Consider the following 15,602-nt stretch of genomic DNA (forward strand, 5'->3'; position numbering starts at 1 on the left):
GCCCGCCCCCGCCCTCGGCTGACCCGGCCCGATCCCGCCGCGACGGCCCGAGCGCAGGGCGCCCCCGCGGCCGTCACCCCTCGTGAGAGGCTCGCGCCATGGAAAAGCGTGTACTCGGCCGCACCGGCCGTCCCGTCTCGGTCATCGGACTCGGCACCTGGCAGCTCGGCGCGGACTGGGGTGACGTCCGGGAGGAGGACGCCCTGGCCGTGCTGGAGGCGTCCGTGGAGGCGGGCGTGACCCTGTTCGACACCGCCGACGTCTACGGCGACGGCCGCAGCGAGCGGCTGATCGGCCGCTTCCGGAAGGAGCGCCCGGACGCGGAGGTGTTCGTCGCCACCAAGTTCGGCCGCCGGGTCGAGCAGCTGCCCGAGCACTACCACCTCGCCAACTTCCGTGCCTGGGCCGACCGTTCACGGGCGAATCTGGGCGTGGACCGGCTGGACCTGGTGCAGCTGCACTGCCCGCCCACGCCCGTCCACTCCTCGGACGAGGTGTTCGACGCCCTGGACACCCTGGTGGCGGAGGAGCGGATCGCCGCCTACGGGGTGAGCGTGGAGACCTGCGCGGAGGCGCTGACCGCGATCGCCCGCCCGGGCGTCGCGAGCGTGCAGATCATCCTGAACGCCTTCCGGCTCAAGCCGCTGGAGCAGGTCCTGCCCGCCGCCGAGGCCGCCGGGGTAGCGATCCTGGCGCGGGTGCCGCTCGCCTCAGGGCTGCTGTCGGGCCGCTACAGCGAGCAGACCGTCTTCGCCCCCGACGACCACCGCACCTACAACCGCCACGGCGAGGCGTTCGACCAGGGCGAGACCTTCTCCGGCGTGGACTTCGCGACGGGCGTCGAGGCGGCCCGTGAATTCGCCGCACTCGCCCCCGAGGGCGCCACCTCGGCCCAGACGGCGCTCCGCTGGATCATCCAGCAGCCGGGGGTGACGACCGTGATCCCCGGCGCCCGCAACGTGGCCCAGGCGCGTGCCAACGCCGCGGCCGCCGCTCTGGCACCGCTGCCCGGGGCCACCCTCGACGCCGTCCGGGAGCTGTACGACCGCCGCATCCGCCCGCAGGTGCACGAGCGCTGGTGACCCGCGCCCGAGCTCAGTCCGCGCGGCCCGTCCGGGCTGAGCTCGGGCGCCGTCACCGGTTCTGTTAGCGCTAACATTCCGTTCTCGTCGTCCTCGCGCACCCCGGCAGAGGGGCGCGCGAGGACGACCGGGGCGCGATCGCCGTTGCGCCGGCGCCCCGGTGGTGCGCCGCCCTCCCCTTCGGCGGATTCACTCGTTCGTGGTCACTCGGTTGGATCTGCTTGCCCGGTCCGCCTCGAGGCTGCCAGAGTCGCCCCGATTCGTGGTGGCGCGACGGGTGGACGGGGTGGTCGAAATGGCACGGGAGAGCCGCCCGGAAGAGCAGGCGATGCTGGTCGCGGCGGGGCTGGTCGATGTCGCCGTGGAGGCGCTGGGCGCGGCGGTCGGCGGTCTGCGCGGGCTGCTCGGGCGGGCGGACAAACGGGACCTGGCCACGGACGTCCAGCACGACCTGGCCGCCCGGGGGCGGCTGGCGCTGGACCGGTACGCGACGCTTCCGCCGGCCCATCTGGAGCTGCTGGCCCAGCAGGTGAAGGACCGCAGGGCGGGCGACCGTTGACGGCGACGGCGACCGAGCGGTACGAGCCGGCCGCGTTCAAGGCCAGGGTCGACCAGGTGCTGGGCCGCTTCGTGGCCGAGGAGACCGATCAACTCGCCGCCATCGACGAGGACTTGGGCCCGTTGGCGGACCGGGTGGAGGCGGCGGTCGGCAGCGGGAAGCGGCTGCGTTCCGCGTTCTGCTACTGGGGCTGGCGAGCCGCCGGACAGCCGGACAGCGAAGCGCTGGTGCGCGCCGCCGCCTCGCTGGAACTGGTGCACGCGGCGGCCGTGGTGCACGACGACCTGATCGACGACAGTCCGTTGCGCCACGGCGAGCCGACCACGCACGTCGCGCTGCGTACGGCGCTGGAGGGCCGCCCCGACGCGGACGGCGCCGCCCGCGCGCTGGCCATGCTGGTGGGCGATCTGCTGATGGCGCTGGCCGGGCAGCTGTTCGCGGGCTGCGGCCTGCCGGCGGCCTACCTGGGCCGGGCCAGGCCCCTCTGGGCGCAACTGGCCCGGGAGTTGATCGCCGGGGAGTGCCTGGAGATCCTGCGCACCGGTGCCGCCCCCGACACGGACTCCTCCCTCCAGGTGATCCGCTACAAGACCGCCAAGTACACGGTGGAGCAGCCGCTGCTGATCGGCGGCGTGCTGGCCGGGGCCGGCGAGGGGCTGCGCGCGGGGCTCTCCACGTACGGGCTGCCGCTCGGCGAGGCGTTCCAGCTCCGGGACGATCTGCTCGGACTGTTCGGCGACCCGTCCCGTACCGGGAAGGCCAACCTGGACGACCTGCGCGCCAACCGCCCGACCGCCCTGCTCGCGGAGACCTGGCGGCTCGCCGGTCAGGCCGAACGCGAGTGCCTGCGCGGGCTGTTGGGCCGAGCGGACCTGGACCCGGACGGCCTGGAGACGGTCCGCGGGCTGATGCGACGGCTGCGCGCGCCCGAGCGGATCGAGCAGATGATCACGGCCCGGGTGGAGCAGGCCGCCGACGCCCTCGACCAGCTGAACCTGCCCCCGAGGGCCGCCGACGCCCTGATGGCGCTGGCCCGATCCGCGACCACCCGCCACCACTGATCGAGAGGACCACATGCGCTACACCGAGGAGTCGATGGACGCGCTGCGGCAGGTCGGCGACGAACTTGCCGACGCCACCGTGGCCACCCTCTTCGAACGAGGGGAGGTCGGGAAGTTCAACAACCTGATGCGGCACGTCTCGGCCTCCGGCGCGCCCCTCCCGGACGGGCTGCCCGAGACCGCCAGGGAGTACCTGGCGGTCACCAGCGCCCCGCCGGACTGGGTGGACTGGACCCTGATGGAGAAGGCCCGGCTGTTCTTCATCGACAACAACGTGCACATCTCCACCGCGCTCTCCTTCGCCGCGATGCCCGCCTGTTACCTGGTGCCGAACGTCGCCCGACTGCTCTCCGCCACCCACGCGCTGAACTACCCGTCCAAGCGCATGGCCGAGACCGGGCAGTTCACGGTCTACCTGATGCAGCCCGGCGCCTTCGAGGCCGGCAGCCGGTTCATCCCGGCCGCGCAGAAGGTACGGCTGCTGCACGCCTCGATCCGGCACCACCTGCGGCGCGAGGACCGGTGGGACGTCGGGACGTCGGGGGTGCCGATCTGTCAGGAGGACATGATCGGCGGACAGATGTTCTTCTCCATGCTGGTTCTGGACAGCCTGCACCGACTCGGCATCCACATGAGCACCGAGGGCGCGGAGGCGTACCTGTACGCCTGGCAGGTGGTCGGCGCGATGCTCGGGGTGGACCAGTCCGCCGTACCGCAGACCATGGACGAGGCCAGGGAGTTCATGGACCTCTACATGCTCCGGCACATGGGCCCCTCCGAGGAGGGCGCCCGGCTGACCAGGCAGTTGATCGACCTCTACGAGGAGGTCGTCCCCGGCACCTTCTTCGACCCGATCGTCTCCTCGCTGATCCGCTACCTGGTCGGTGACACCAGTGCCGACTGGCTGAACGTCCCGCGCACCGCCTGGGACACCGTGGTCAAGGCAGCACCCCATCTGCTCGGCGTACTGGAGACCATCGAGGACCGTTCCCCGCTCGGCGCCTGGGCGTTGGACCGCCTCGGCCACCTGACCACCATCTTCGAGATCTCCTCCCTCACCCGGGGGCGGGTCATGCACTACGCGATCCCCGAGCACCTGAGGAAGGACTTCGGCGTCTCCGGCACCGTGCCGTCGACCCGGCGCTGGACCCCGCCCGCCCCGGTCTTCGGGTGACCCTGGCCGGACCCGCCGGACGGGAGGGCGTCAGTCCCTGCGCAGCACCACCGTGGCGTTGTTCCCACCGAAGCCGAAGCTGTTGACCGCCGCCACCCGCAGCCCGGGGTACGGCGTCTCCGCTCGCGGGTGGTGGACGCGGTCGGCGGGTTCGGGAGTGGTGAGGCCGGGCGTCGGGGGGACGATGCGCGTGCGCAGGCTGAGCGCGGCGGCGGCCAGGGCGGGAACGGCGGAGATGTGCAGGAGATGGCCGATCGCGCCCTTGTGGGAGGTGACGGGCACCTCCGGGGTGTCCAGCTCGGCGGCGATCGCGGTGACGGCGGCCAGTTCGGCGGTGTCGCCCTGCGCGGTGCCGGTGGCGTGGGCGTGGACGTGGTCGAGCCGGTCGGCGCCGGCTTCCGCGAGGGCGGTGCGCAGACAGTCCGTGACGGCCCCCGGATCGCTGGCCGCGGGCAGCTTGCCACCGACCCGGCAGGCGGCGCCGGCCACGGTCAGATCGGCCCGCAGGCCGCGCTCCCGGGCGCGGTCGGCGGTTTCGAGGATGACGGCGCCGCCGCCCTCGCCCAGCGAGATCCCGTCCCGGTCGACGTCGAAGGGCCTGGCCGCCGTACGGGCGACCGCGCGGACCACGTCCATGCTGGCGTACTCGTACCGGTTGAGCACCGAGGCTCCGACGACCGCCACCAGCGGCGCCGCTCCGGCGGCCAGTGCGGTGCGGGCCAGCGCCACCGCGAAGGCCGCGGACGCGCACGCGTGGGAGAGATGCAGCACCGCCGCACCGTCGGGCCGGAGTTCGGCGGACGGCCCGAACAACTCCCATTCCTCCCCGTCGAGTTGCCCGCCACCCTCGGGGGCGGGCGCCTGCCCCACGAGGATCACCAGCGCTCCCGGCGGCAGGACTGGCAGCCGGGCCGACCGCTGTGCCTCCGCGAGGGCCGCCCGGGCGTAGGCGCTCTTCCTGGGCTCTCCCCGCGGATCGAACTCCGGTACCTCGCCCACGGGTTCGCCCCGGTAGCCGGGGGCGTCCGCGAACCGCCGGGCCGGGCCGAGGGCGCCGCGACCGGAGCAGAGCCCGTCCCAGTACGGGGCAACGCCGCTGCCGTACGCCGAGACGAGGCCCGTCCCGCTGAGCACGATCCGGCGGTTCATCCGGCCACCTCCGGGCAGGCGAGCAGGGCGGGGAGCACGGTCGCGGTGGCCAGGCAGCCGGGTACCGGCAACCGGTCGTCGAGCAAGGTGATGTCGAGTTGCACCGCGTCCTCCCGACCGGCGATCCACGGTCCGAGCGCCGGCCAGTCGGGGCCGTCGAGCAGGAAGCACGGGCCGTGGTGGCCGGCGGCCGTGGTCCAGGCCCGTACGAGTTCGGCCGGCTCCAGCGCGGTGGAGTCCGAGGGCCGCAGCCGCCGGGTGTCGTCGTGGCAGCGCCCGACGTAGCGACGAGCGGCGAAGGCGGTGTACTCCCCGCACAGCACGTACAGCGGTGCGCGCTCCCGGGCCTGCTCCGGGAGCTCGGCGAACGCCGCCGTGAGCACCGCGCCCACCGCCGCGGCCGGGGAGGGGTGAGGGGCGTGCTCCGGTGGACCGGAGCGTGCACTGAATCGTGGGCCGCTCGTCATGGGGCACTCGCTCCCGCCTGGTTTCCCGTCTTTCGCACGCAACCGCATGTCAAGTAGAGTGATGATTGAGTCATCACTTGTCAAGAACTGTCATCGACCCCCAGGGGGAGCGCATGAAGGGCAGATTCGTCCAGCTCGAACGACCGACGGCCGAGGACTACGCGCTGACGGCCCAGTGGTTCGGCCCCAACTCGGCGGCCTCCACGATGGCCGCGACCGAGGGCGCCGTCGTCTCCGCCGAGGACTTCAGGAAGCTCGACGAGAGCGGTGAGCTGCGCCAGTTCGCGGTCCGCGACATGACCGGCGCCACCGTCGGAGCCGTGCACTACAAGGCGCACGGCCCGGTCGGCGGCTACTCGCTGGGCGGAGCCATCGGCGATCCGCAGCTGTGGAGCCGCGGCTACGGCACCGAGGCGTTCGACCTGCTCCTCGACCACCTCTTCCACGCCCGGGGCGCCCATCGCGTCCAGTTCACCACCGCGCTGTACAACAAGAACGTGCTGCGCCTGGTCACCAAGGCGGGGTTCGTCCTGGAGGGCCTCCTGCGCGAGTACTACTACCTGGACGGGCAGCACCACGACGCGGCGATCTGGTCGCTGCTGCGGCACGAGTACTACGCGGTACTGGCGGACCTGCGGCGCACCGATCCGGGCTTCGTGATGCCGGACTCCATACCGGAGAAGGACAAGGCGGAGGCCCGCCGGATCGTCGCCGGCTACATGACGAGCACGGAGGGCGAGACCTCCGCCCGGCTCCTGCTGGAACGCGTCGCCGGGGAGACCTCCCAGCCCGCGGGCTGAACCTCCGCCGGGCCCGAGCCCGACCGCGCCGGCCCTTGAAATACGGATGTTAGCGGTAACATTGCACCGCCGCGGCGTGCTATCGTTCACTCCGGAGCCGCCGGACGGAAAACCCCTGGGCGGCACCGAAATGATCCCGGACGGCCTGTCGAGAAATGCACCGTCCGGGCCCTGAACCGAGCCCTTCCGGTCCCCTGACCTCCCCTTTCCCGCCATCCCCCGTAGCGGAAAAGGGCTGGCAGCCGCCTTGCGCGGTGGAGACCGGAAGGGTTCGCCATTCCCCCTCCGAATTCATCCGCACCCCGGACCTTCGTCGAATCTTCACGCCGGCCGCTATTCCCCGGCATTTCGGCCGTATAGGTTTCCGCCATGGAGCTGGAGTTTCGTCATCTGAGGATGATCCGGGCCATCGGCGACGCCGGGAGCGTGACCAAAGCGGCGGACCGCCTGGGCCTCGCCCAATCCGCGCTCTCCGCCCAGCTGAAACGGATCGAGACCGCCGTGGGCGGACGGCTCTTCGAGCGGAGCAGGGAGGGCGTGCGGCCGACCCCGCTGGGAGTCCTGGTCCTGGAACGGAGCCGGGTGCTGCTGCCCGCGATGCGCCAACTCCAGGAAGACGCCCAGCGCTTCGCGAACGCGGTGCGCCCCGACGGCGGACTACGCGTGGGGGCGACCCGCGGCGCGCTCCTGGGCGCACTGGTGGACCGGCTGACCGCCGCCCGGCCCGAGCTGGTGGTGAGCACCCAATCGTCCTCCTCCGCCTCGGAGTTGGCGGCCCGGGTGGGTGACGGGCGGCTGGACCTCGCGCTCACCGGGTGCTGCGGGCACCTGGAACCGACGGGCGACCAGCGCCTGGAGTGGTGGGAGGTCGCCGTCGACCCGGTGTTCGTCCTGCTCTCCGACCAGCACCCGCTGAGCCGGGAGCGGGAGTTGGAACTCGGCCGGCTCGCGGGCGAGCGTTGGGCCCTGCCGCCCGGCGAGAGCTGCTTCGGCGACTGCTTCGCGGCCGCCTGCCTGCGCGCGGGCTTCCTGCCCCGGTCGGTCTACGAGGCGGACGCGGCCTCCTGCCTCCACCTCGTCCGCTCGAACCGGGCCGCCGCCCTGTGCCGGGCGACCTTCTCCCCACCCCCGGGCGTCGTGGTGATTCCGCTGGCACCGGCCCAGTTGAGCTGGCGTCAGCTGCTCTGCCGAGGTCGCAACACACCGGCCCGGGGGCTGGCGGACGAGGTGCTCCACCACGCCAGACAGGCGCACGCGGACGCCGTCGCCGGGAGCCCGGTGTACACCGCCTGGCTGCGCCGGCACGAGGAGGAGGCGGGGCGGCCCGGCTCCGACCGGCCCTCCCCGCCCGACCGGCCCTCCCCGCCCGAGTGGCCGACGGCTCCATAGCACCGGCACAGGGGTCATTTGACATGTCCCGAACTCTTTCGGGCCTGGCTAGGGTTCCGGCAACCCCCACTCGAAGGAGACCCCAATGCTCCTACGCCACAAGGCCGTTGCCACCAGTTTCCTGGCCGTCACCGCCCTCGCCGCCGCCGTCGCCCCGGCGGACGCCGGCACCGGCCGGTCCGAGATCGCCCGGGCCATGACGGTCCGTCAGGCGCCGGTCGCTCCGGCCCCCGGCGCGCTGCTCCAGGCCCTCCAGCGCGACCTCCGGCTCACTCCGCAGGCCGCCGAAGCACGCCTGGCCGGCGAGGCCCGGGCCGCGGCGACCCAGGAAGCGCTCCAGCGGGCGCTCGGCGAGCGCTGGGCCGGAGCCTGGCTCGGCGAGTCCGACACCACACTGACGGTCGCCACCACCGACCCCGCCGCCGCCCGGACCATCACCGACAACGGCGGCCGGGCCACGGTGGTCCGCAACAGCCTCACCGCGCTCGACCGGGCCAGGACGGCGCTCGACGAGGCGGCGCGCACCGCCGCCCCGGAGAGCACGCCGCTCTGGTACGTCGACCCTGCCGCCAACGCGGTCGTCGTCCAGTCCACCGACGCCGACCGCACGAACGCCTTCCTGGCCCGGGCCGGCGTGGACCGCGCCCTCGTCCAGGTCGACCGGGCGTCCGACGCCCCCCGGGCCCTCGCCGACCTGGTCGGCGGGAACGCGTACTACATCAACAACGCCGCCCGCTGCTCCATCGGCTTCCCCGTCACCCAGGGCGGCCAGCCCGGCTTCGTCAGCGCCGGCCACTGCGGCCAGGCGGGCGCCGCCGCGGCCGCCCCGGACGGCACGTCCATCGGCAGCTTCCAGGGCTCGACCTTCCCCGGCAACGACTACTCCTGGATCCAGGCCGACTCGAGCTGGACCGCCCAGCCCCAGGTGAACAACTACGCGGGCTCGGCGGTGACCGTCTCCGGCTCCGCCGTCGCGCCCATCGGCTCCTCGGTCTGCCGGTCCGGCTCCACCACCGGCTGGCACTGCGGCACCGTCCGGCAGTTCAACGCGACGGTCAACTACTCGCAGGGATCCGTCTTCGGCCTCACCCGCACCAGCGTCTGCGCCGAGCCCGGCGACTCAGGCGGCTCGTTCATCTCGGGCAGCCAGGCCCAGGGCGTCACCTCCGGCGGCTCCGGCAACTGCACCTCCGGCGGAACCACCTACTTCCAGCCCGTCAACCCGATCCTCGACACCTACGGCCTGACCCTCGCCACCGGCTGATCCCGGTCCGGCCAGACAGGGCCGAGGCGCCCGCTTCCCGCCCCCGGGGGAAGCGGGCGCCTCGGCGTTCCCACCCGCGCGGAGGCCGTCCGCGCCCGGCGCCGACGGCCGGCGCCCCGCGACACCCCGCAGCGCCCCCGGCATCCATCGACCGTTCGCCTGATGTTCACGCATTTCCCCCAGGATGTCCCCCTGTTCCCGCCGTTCCCACCCGGGAGGGCCCACCGCCGGAAGGCCGCTACCCAATGGTGATCCAGCGGCCCTTGACGGGGCTCTTGTTAGCGTTAACACTTCATTTCACGCCAGGCCAGAGCTACTGCCACCCCGACGTTCCACAGCGCGAGGGACCGCTCCGGCCGGCCCTCTCGGCCACACCCAGCCGCCCAGTCAGGGGCGCACTGCGCCGGTCGCGGAACATCACCTTGGAGGAAGTGTGCGGAAGCTTTCAGCTGGCCTCGTCGCGGCGGGCCTGACGCTCACGTTGGCGGCCTGCGGCCAGAGCGCCAACGGTGTCGGGGACGGCGCAACCAAGGGCGACGCCAAGGGCGGGCTCATCGGCATCGCCATGCCGACCAAGTCGTCCGCGCGCTGGATCGACGACGGCAACAACATGGTCAAGGAATTCCAGGCCAAGGGCTACAAGACCGACCTCCAGTACGGCGACAACGTCGTGGAGAACCAGGTCTCCCAGGTCGAGAACATGATCACCAAGGGCGCCAAGCTGCTGGTGATCGCGGCCATCGACGGCTCCTCCCTCACCAACGTGCTGCAGAAGGCCGCCGACGCCCACATCCCGGTGATCTCCTACGACCGGCTGATCAAGGGCACCCAGAACGTCGACTACTACGCGACCTTCGACAACTACAAGGTCGGCGTCCTCCAGGGCGGCTACATCGTCGACAAGCTCGGACTCAAGGACGGCAAGGGCCCGTTCAACGTCGAGCTGTTCGCCGGCTCGCCGGACGACAACAACGCCAACTTCTTCTTCAACGGCGCGATGAGCGTCCTCAAGCCGTACATCGACCAGAAGAAGCTGGTCGTGCAGAGCGGCCAGACCGACTTCAACCAGGTCGCCACCCTGCGCTGGGACGGCGGCCTCGCCCAGTCCCGGATGGACAACCTCCTCAGCAAGGCGTACACCGGCGCCCACGTCGACGCCGTCCTGTCCCCGTACGACGGCATCTCGATCGGCATCCTCTCCTCCCTCAAGGGCGTGGGCTACGGCACCGCGAAGTCCCTGCCCGTCGTCACCGGCCAGGACGCCGAGCTGGCCTCGGTGAAGTCGATCATCGCGGGCGAGCAGACCCAGACCGTCTACAAGGACACCCGCCAGCTGGCCAAGGTCGCGGTCCAGATGGGCGACGCGCTGCTGACCGGCGGGAAGCCCGAGGTCAACGACACCACCACGTACAACAACGGCGTGAAGGTCGTCCCCGCCCAGCTGCTCCAGCCGGTGAGCGTCGACAAGGAGAACTACCAGAAGGTCCTGGTCGACAGCGGCCAGTACACCGCGGACCAGCTCAAGTAGCCCGGCGGGGCCCGCTCGACGGGCCCCGCGCCGACCCGGCGGTGCGACGGGGCCCGGGCTCCCCCGGGCTCCCTGCGGGCCCCCACCGCACCGCCTCGAACGATACGGACGCACAACCATGGCTGGACCCGTTCTCGAAATGCGGTCGATCAGCAAGTCGTTCCCCGGCGTCAAGGCCCTCTCCGAGGTGAACCTGGCCGTGGCGGCCGGCGAGGTGCACGCCATCTGCGGCGAGAACGGCGCCGGCAAGTCCACCCTGATGAAGGTGCTCAGCGGGGTCTACCCGCACGGGAGTTACGAGGGCGAGATCCTCTTCGAGGGCGAGCCCTGCCAGTTCAGGGACATCCGGGCCAGCGAGCAGCGCGGCATCGTCATCATCCACCAGGAACTCGCGCTGGTCCCGTACCTGTCCATCGCCGAGAACGTCTTCCTCGGCAACGAGCACGCCACGCGGGGCGTCATCCGGTGGGACGAGACCCTCACGCACGCCGGCGAACTGCTCCGCCAGGTCGGCCTGGACGAGAACCCGCACACCAGGATCGCCGACCTCGGCGTGGGCAAGCAACAGTTGGTCGAGATCGCCAAGGCGCTGGCCAAGAAGGTCAAGCTGCTCATCCTGGACGAGCCGACCGCCGCGCTGAACGACGAGGACAGCCGCAAGCTGCTCGACCTGATCCTGGAGCTCAAGGCGCAGGGCATCTCCTGCATCATCATCTCGCACAAGCTGAACGAGATCGCCCGGGTCGCCGACTCCGTCACCATCCTGCGCGACGGCCGGACCATCGAGACGATCGGGATCGGCGCGGAGGGCATCTCCGAGGACCGGATCATCCGCGGGATGGTCGGCCGCGACCTGGAGCACCGCTATCCCGAGCGCACCCCCGAGATCGGCGAGGTCGCCTTCGAGGTCGAGGACTGGACCGTCCGGCACCCGATCGACCAGCAGCGCACCGTGGTGGACTCCGCCTCCCTGAACGTGCGGCGCGGCGAGATCGTCGGCGTCGCCGGACTCATGGGCGCCGGCCGTACGGAACTCGCGATGAGCGTCTTCGGCCGCTCGTACGGGCGCTTCGCCGGCGGCCGGGTCCTGCTGCACGGCCGCGAGATCCGCACCCGGACGGTGCCGGAGGCGATCGGCCACGGCATCGCGTACGTCACCGAGGACCGCAAGCAGTTGGGCCTCAACCTCATCGACGACATCAGCCGGAACATCTCGCTGAGCGCGCTCGGCAAGGTCGCCCGGTACGGCCGGGTCGACCGGCACGCGGAGACCAGGGTCGCCGAATCGTTCCGGCGGACGATGAACATCAAGGCACCGACGGTGTTCACCCGGACCGGCACGCTCAGCGGCGGCAACCAGCAGAAGGTCGTCCTCAGCAAGTGGATCTTCGCCGAGCCCGAGGTGCTGATCCTCGACGAGCCGACCCGCGGCATCGACATCGGCGCCAAGGCGGAGATCTACACCGTCATCGCCGAGTTGGCCGCCCAGGGCAAGGCCGTGCTCGTCATCTCGTCGGAACTCCCCGAACTCCTGGGCCTGTGCGACCGGATCTACACGATGGCCGAAGGCCGGATCACCGGCGAGGTCGCCCGCGAAGACGCCACCCAGGAATCCCTCATGCGGCTCATGACCATGAGCGCCGCATCCAGCAACGAGCAGGTGTGAGGCATGGCCCAGACCGAGATCATCCCGGACTTCCCCCAGAAGGGCGTTGAGCCCGATCCGAGCCCGTCCATCGGCTCCGTGCTGGCCCGCGCGCTACGCGGCAACGTGCGCCAGTACGGCATGCTGGTCGCCCTGGCCCTGATCGTGCTGCTGTTCCAGGTCTGGACGGACGGCATCCTGCTCCAGCCGCTCAACATCACCAACCTGATCCAGCAGAACGGCTACATCCTCATCCTGGCGATCGGGATGATGATCGTCATCATCGCCGGGCACATCGACCTGTCGGTCGGCTCGCTGGCCGCCTTCGTCGGGGCGGCCGCCGCCGTCATGATGGTCGAGCACCACGTGTCGTGGCCCGTGGCCACGATCGCCGCGCTGGTGATCGGCGCCCTCGCCGGCGCCTGGCAGGGCTTCTGGATCGCCTACCTCGGCATCCCGTCCTTCATCGTCACCCTGGCGGGCATGCTGCTGTTCCGCGGCGCCACCCAGATCATGCTCCAGGGCCAGTCCGTGGCGCCGTTCCCCAAGGGCTTCCAGAGCATCAGCAGCGGCTTCCTCCCCGAGGTCGGCCCGCAGACCAACTACCACAACCTCACCCTGCTGCTGGGCCTCGCCGTGCTGGCCGTCGCGATCGTGCAGGAGCTGCGCGGCCGGCGCCGGACCGCCTCGTTCGGGCTGGAGGTGCTCCCGCTCGGGCTGTTCCTGGCCAAGCTCGCCGTCATCACGGCGGCCGTGCTCGTGTTCACGATGCTGCTGGCCAGCTACCACGGCGTGCCGATCGTCCTGCTGATCCTCGGCGCCCTGCTGGTCGGCTTCGGGTACCTGATGCGCAACTCGATCATCGGCCGGCACACCTACGCCGTCGGCGGCAACGAGGCGGCGGCCAAGCTGTCCGGGGTGAAGAGCAAGCGGGTCGTCTTCCTCGCCTTCACGAACATGGGCGTCCTCGCGGCGCTGGCCGGGCTGGTGTTCGCCGCGCGGCTCAACGCCGGCACCCCGCAGGCCGGCATCAACTTCGAGCTCGAGGCGATCGCCGCCGCCTTCATCGGCGGCGCCTCCGCCAGCGGCGGCGTGGGCACCGTCATGGGCGCGATCATCGGCGGCCTGGTGCTCGGCGTGCTGAACAACGGCATGTCGCTGGTCGGCGTCGGCACCGACTACCAGCAGGTGATCAAGGGCATGGTGCTGCTCGCGGCCGTGGGCTTCGACGTCTACAACAAGCGCCGCGCCGGTTCCTGATCCGGCCTGCGGAGAGTGAGGAGGACGGGCACGGCGCCGCGGCGCCGTGCCCGTCCTTCCGTGTTTGAGGCGCTCGCCGAGGGCCACGGAGAGCTGCGGAAACCGCGCAGGGCGCCCGCTCGACGGAGCGGGCGCCCTGCGCGGTCGGGTCCGGCTTCCGGATCAGGCGCCGGCCAGCCCCTTCTCGGTGACGGGGGACTCCGGTACCGCCGCGGCGGCGTCCCTGCGTATCCCCTTGAGCAGGACGACCACCACCGTGGTGACCACCGTGCCCGCCACGACCGCGAGCAGGTACAGCAGCGGGCTGCCGATCAGCGGGAGCACCCAGATCCCGCCGTGCGGGGCCCGCAGGGTGGAGCCGAAGGCCATCACCAGCCCGCCGGCCGTCATGCTGCCGACGATGTTCGCCGGGATGACCCTCAGCGGGTCCGCCGCCGCGAACGGGATCGCGCCCTCGGTGATGAACGAGGCTCCGAGCACCCAGGCCGCCTTGCCGTTCTCCCGTTCCTCGGAGGTGAACAGCCTGCGCCGGACGACGGTGGCCAGGGCCAGCCCCAGCGGCGGGGTCATGCCGGCGGCCATCACGGCGGCCATCACCTTGAGGCTGCCGGCGTCCGGCGTGGTGCCCGCGGTGGTGAGCGCACCGGCCGCGAAGGTGTAGGCGACCTTGTTGAGCGGGCCGCCCATGTCGAAGGCCATCATCGCGCCGAGCAGCACGCCGAGCAGGACGGCGTTGGAGCCGGAGAGCCCGTTCAGCCAGTCGGTCAGGCCGTTCATCGCCGAGGCGATGGGCGAGCCGACCACCACGAACATCAGGAAGCCGACCGCCGCCACCGACAGCAGCGGGATGACCACGACCGGCATGATGCCCCTGACCGCGCGCGGCACGTTCCAGCGGATCATCCACAGCACCAGGAAGCCCGCCGCCAGGCCCGACACGATGCCGCCGAGGAAGCCCGCGCCGACCGCCACCGAGACGGCGCCGCCGGCGATGCCCGCGGCCAGGGCCGCCCGGTCCGCGACCGCCCAGGCGATGTATCCGGAGAGCACCGGCACGAGGAAGCCGAAGGAGGTCTTGCCGGTCTGGAACAGCATCGCCGCCCAGCTGTGCGAGGAGGTCCAGTCGAAGTGGCCCAGCACGGACGGCGCGGAGGCGATCTCGTAGCCGCCGATGGCGAAGGCGAGGGCGATCAGCAACCCCCCTGCCGCGACGAAGGGGATCATGTAACTGACGCCCGTCATCAGGTACTTGCGCAGCCGCTGGGCCCAGTGCTCGCCCACCTGCGTGCGCGGTGCGGGAACCGGTGCGGCAGCGGGACGCCCGCTCCCACCGGACTCGGCGACCAGCCTGGCCGCCTGGGCGATCAGGTCGTCGGCGCGGTTGACACCGGCCTTCACCCCCACGTCCACGGTCGGCTTGCCGGCGAAGCGTGCGCGGTCCCTGACCTCCACGTCGTGGGCGAGGATCACCGCGTCGGCGGCCTCGATCACCTCGGGCGCCAGGACCGTCGTCCCCGCCGACCCCTGGGTCTCGACCTCGATCCGCGCGCCCGCCCGGGCGGCGGCCAGTTCGAGGGCCTTGGCGGCCATGTACGTGTGGGCGATGCCGGTCGGGCAGGAGGTCACCGCGACGAGCCGCAGCCCGCCGACGGGCCCGGCCGCCTCCGCAGCCACGGCCGCCTCCGGTGCCACGGCGGCCGCCGGAGCCGGAGCCGGGGCCTCCTCGCCGTTGATCAGGGCCGCGACCTCGCCCGGGCCGACGGCCCCGCGAAGGGCGCCGGTGAAGGCGGGGTCCATCAGCCGGCGGGCCAGCGCGGCGAGGATCTGCAGGTGGCTGTCGTCCGCACCGGCCGGTGCCGCGATCATGAAGATCAGGTCGGCCGGCCGCCCGTCCGGGGCGTCGAAGTCCACGCCCCCGGAGCTACGGCCGAAGGCGAGGCTCGGCCGCGTGACGTGGGGCGATCTGCAGTGCGGGATGCCGATGCCGTCCCCCATCCCGGTCGGTGCCTGGGCCTCGCGGGCGGCCACGTCGGCGAGGAAGCCGTCGAGGTCGGTCACCCGCCCCTCGGCGACCAGCCGCTGGGCCAGGGAGCGGAGGGCTTCGCCCTTGTCCGAGGGGGCGAGGTGGAGATCAACGAGTGCGGGTGCGGTCAGTCCGCTGGTGTCGCTCATCGGGTCGGTCCTTCAACTGGTGCCTGACAGTCTTCCCTTGCCCCCGGGAATG

Annotated in this window: 13 protein-coding genes; 10 read left to right on the forward strand and 3 right to left on the reverse strand. The window is 72.0% G+C overall.

Going from position 1 to position 15,602, the window contains the following annotated elements:
- Positions 1 to 98: 98 nt before the first annotated feature.
- The 4 genes from IH61_RS0123875 (at position 99) to IH61_RS0123890 (ending at position 3,876) form a co-directional block, all read left to right on the forward strand.
- Positions 99 to 1,082, forward strand: a complete 984-nt coding sequence (locus IH61_RS0123875; protein ID WP_031073148.1) for an aldo/keto reductase — start codon at positions 99 to 101, stop codon at positions 1,080 to 1,082.
- A gap of 295 nt (positions 1,083 to 1,377) precedes the next feature.
- Positions 1,378 to 1,641, forward strand: coding sequence for a hypothetical protein (locus IH61_RS0123880; RefSeq protein ID WP_031073149.1), 264 nt, complete (start codon positions 1,378 to 1,380; stop codon positions 1,639 to 1,641).
- Positions 1,638 to 2,702 carry a polyprenyl synthetase family protein gene (locus IH61_RS0123885; RefSeq protein ID WP_031073151.1) on the forward strand — a complete coding sequence of 355 codons (1,065 nt, stop codon included), beginning with the start codon at positions 1,638 to 1,640 and terminating at the stop codon, positions 2,700 to 2,702. Before IH61_RS0123880 ends, IH61_RS0123885 begins: the two co-directional genes overlap by 4 nt.
- 13 nt (positions 2,703 to 2,715) lie before the next feature.
- Positions 2,716 to 3,876 carry an oxygenase MpaB family protein gene (locus IH61_RS0123890; protein WP_031073152.1) on the forward strand — a complete coding sequence of 387 codons (1,161 nt, stop codon included), beginning with the start codon at positions 2,716 to 2,718 and terminating at the stop codon, positions 3,874 to 3,876.
- Between the two features lie 30 nt (positions 3,877 to 3,906).
- Here the strand turns inward: IH61_RS0123890 and IH61_RS0123895 are convergent, their stop codons facing one another.
- Both IH61_RS0123895 and IH61_RS0123900 read right to left on the reverse strand, forming a co-directional pair.
- Positions 3,907 to 5,025, reverse strand: coding sequence for a beta-ketoacyl synthase N-terminal-like domain-containing protein (locus tag IH61_RS0123895; protein ID WP_031073154.1), 1,119 nt, complete (start codon positions 5,023 to 5,025; stop codon positions 3,907 to 3,909).
- Complete coding sequence (locus IH61_RS0123900; RefSeq protein ID WP_158845235.1) at positions 5,022 to 5,408, reverse strand: hypothetical protein; 387 nt, start codon at positions 5,406 to 5,408, stop codon at positions 5,022 to 5,024. Before IH61_RS0123900 ends, IH61_RS0123895 begins: the two co-directional genes overlap by 4 nt.
- Positions 5,409 to 5,605: 197 nt before the next feature.
- On the opposite strand from IH61_RS0123900, the gene IH61_RS0123905 reads away from it, so the two are divergent.
- The 6 genes from IH61_RS0123905 to mmsB all read left to right on the forward strand — a co-directional run bounded on the left by IH61_RS0123905 (position 5,606) and on the right by mmsB (position 13,378).
- A complete protein-coding gene (locus IH61_RS0123905) occupies positions 5,606 to 6,292 on the forward strand; it encodes a GNAT family N-acetyltransferase (RefSeq protein ID WP_051837801.1) in 687 nt (228 codons plus the stop codon).
- 369 nt (positions 6,293 to 6,661) lie between these two features.
- Positions 6,662 to 7,681 carry a LysR family transcriptional regulator gene (locus IH61_RS0123910; RefSeq protein ID WP_078911348.1) on the forward strand — a complete coding sequence of 340 codons (1,020 nt, stop codon included), beginning with the start codon at positions 6,662 to 6,664 and terminating at the stop codon, positions 7,679 to 7,681.
- Between the two features lie 85 nt (positions 7,682 to 7,766).
- Positions 7,767 to 8,945, forward strand: coding sequence for a S1 family peptidase (locus IH61_RS41315; RefSeq protein WP_051837802.1), 1,179 nt, complete (start codon positions 7,767 to 7,769; stop codon positions 8,943 to 8,945).
- A gap of 433 nt (positions 8,946 to 9,378) precedes the next feature.
- Positions 9,379 to 10,473: a multiple monosaccharide ABC transporter substrate-binding protein gene (gene chvE, locus IH61_RS0123920; RefSeq protein ID WP_031073161.1), complete on the forward strand. Its 1,095-nt coding sequence runs from the start codon at positions 9,379 to 9,381 to the stop codon at positions 10,471 to 10,473.
- A 118-nt stretch (positions 10,474 to 10,591) separates the two neighbouring features.
- Positions 10,592 to 12,139 (forward strand): multiple monosaccharide ABC transporter ATP-binding protein, encoded by a 1,548-nt coding sequence (mmsA, locus tag IH61_RS0123925; RefSeq protein WP_031073163.1) that lies wholly within the window; start codon positions 10,592 to 10,594, stop codon positions 12,137 to 12,139.
- Positions 12,140 to 12,142: 3 nt separating this feature from the next.
- Positions 12,143 to 13,378 (forward strand): multiple monosaccharide ABC transporter permease, encoded by a 1,236-nt coding sequence (gene mmsB / locus IH61_RS0123930; protein ID WP_031073165.1) that lies wholly within the window; start codon positions 12,143 to 12,145, stop codon positions 13,376 to 13,378.
- Between the two features lie 162 nt (positions 13,379 to 13,540).
- Here mmsB and IH61_RS0123935 read toward each other — a convergent pair whose 3' ends face one another.
- Complete coding sequence (locus IH61_RS0123935) at positions 13,541 to 15,550, reverse strand: PTS fructose transporter subunit IIABC (protein ID WP_031073167.1); 2,010 nt, start codon at positions 15,548 to 15,550, stop codon at positions 13,541 to 13,543.
- Positions 15,551 to 15,602 lie beyond the last annotated feature (52 nt).

This window comes from Streptomyces sp. NRRL WC-3742, from assembly GCF_000720635.1.
In the GTDB taxonomy this organism is placed as follows: domain Bacteria; phylum Actinomycetota; class Actinomycetes; order Streptomycetales; family Streptomycetaceae; genus Kitasatospora.

Excerpts from the sequence above, each read along its gene's own strand:
- IH61_RS0123875 (WP_031073148.1), top strand. The coding sequence starts at position 99 with ATGGAAAAGCGTGTACTCGGCCGCACCGGCCGTCCCGTCTCGGTCATC.
- IH61_RS0123880 (WP_031073149.1), top strand. The coding sequence starts at position 1,378 with ATGGCACGGGAGAGCCGCCCGGAAGAGCAGGCGATGCTGGTCGCGGCG.
- IH61_RS0123890 (WP_031073152.1), top strand. The coding sequence starts at position 2,716 with ATGCGCTACACCGAGGAGTCGATGGACGCGCTGCGGCAGGTCGGCGAC.
- IH61_RS0123895 (WP_031073154.1), bottom strand. The coding sequence starts at position 5,025 with ATGAACCGCCGGATCGTGCTCAGCGGGACGGGCCTCGTCTCGGCGTAC.
- IH61_RS0123905 (WP_051837801.1), top strand. The coding sequence starts at position 5,606 with ATGAAGGGCAGATTCGTCCAGCTCGAACGACCGACGGCCGAGGACTAC.
- IH61_RS0123910 (WP_078911348.1), top strand. The coding sequence starts at position 6,662 with ATGGAGCTGGAGTTTCGTCATCTGAGGATGATCCGGGCCATCGGCGAC.
- IH61_RS41315 (WP_051837802.1), top strand. The coding sequence starts at position 7,767 with ATGCTCCTACGCCACAAGGCCGTTGCCACCAGTTTCCTGGCCGTCACC.
- mmsA (WP_031073163.1), top strand. The coding sequence starts at position 10,592 with ATGGCTGGACCCGTTCTCGAAATGCGGTCGATCAGCAAGTCGTTCCCC.
- mmsB (WP_031073165.1), top strand. The coding sequence starts at position 12,143 with ATGGCCCAGACCGAGATCATCCCGGACTTCCCCCAGAAGGGCGTTGAG.
- IH61_RS0123935 (WP_031073167.1), bottom strand. The coding sequence starts at position 15,550 with ATGAGCGACACCAGCGGACTGACCGCACCCGCACTCGTTGATCTCCAC.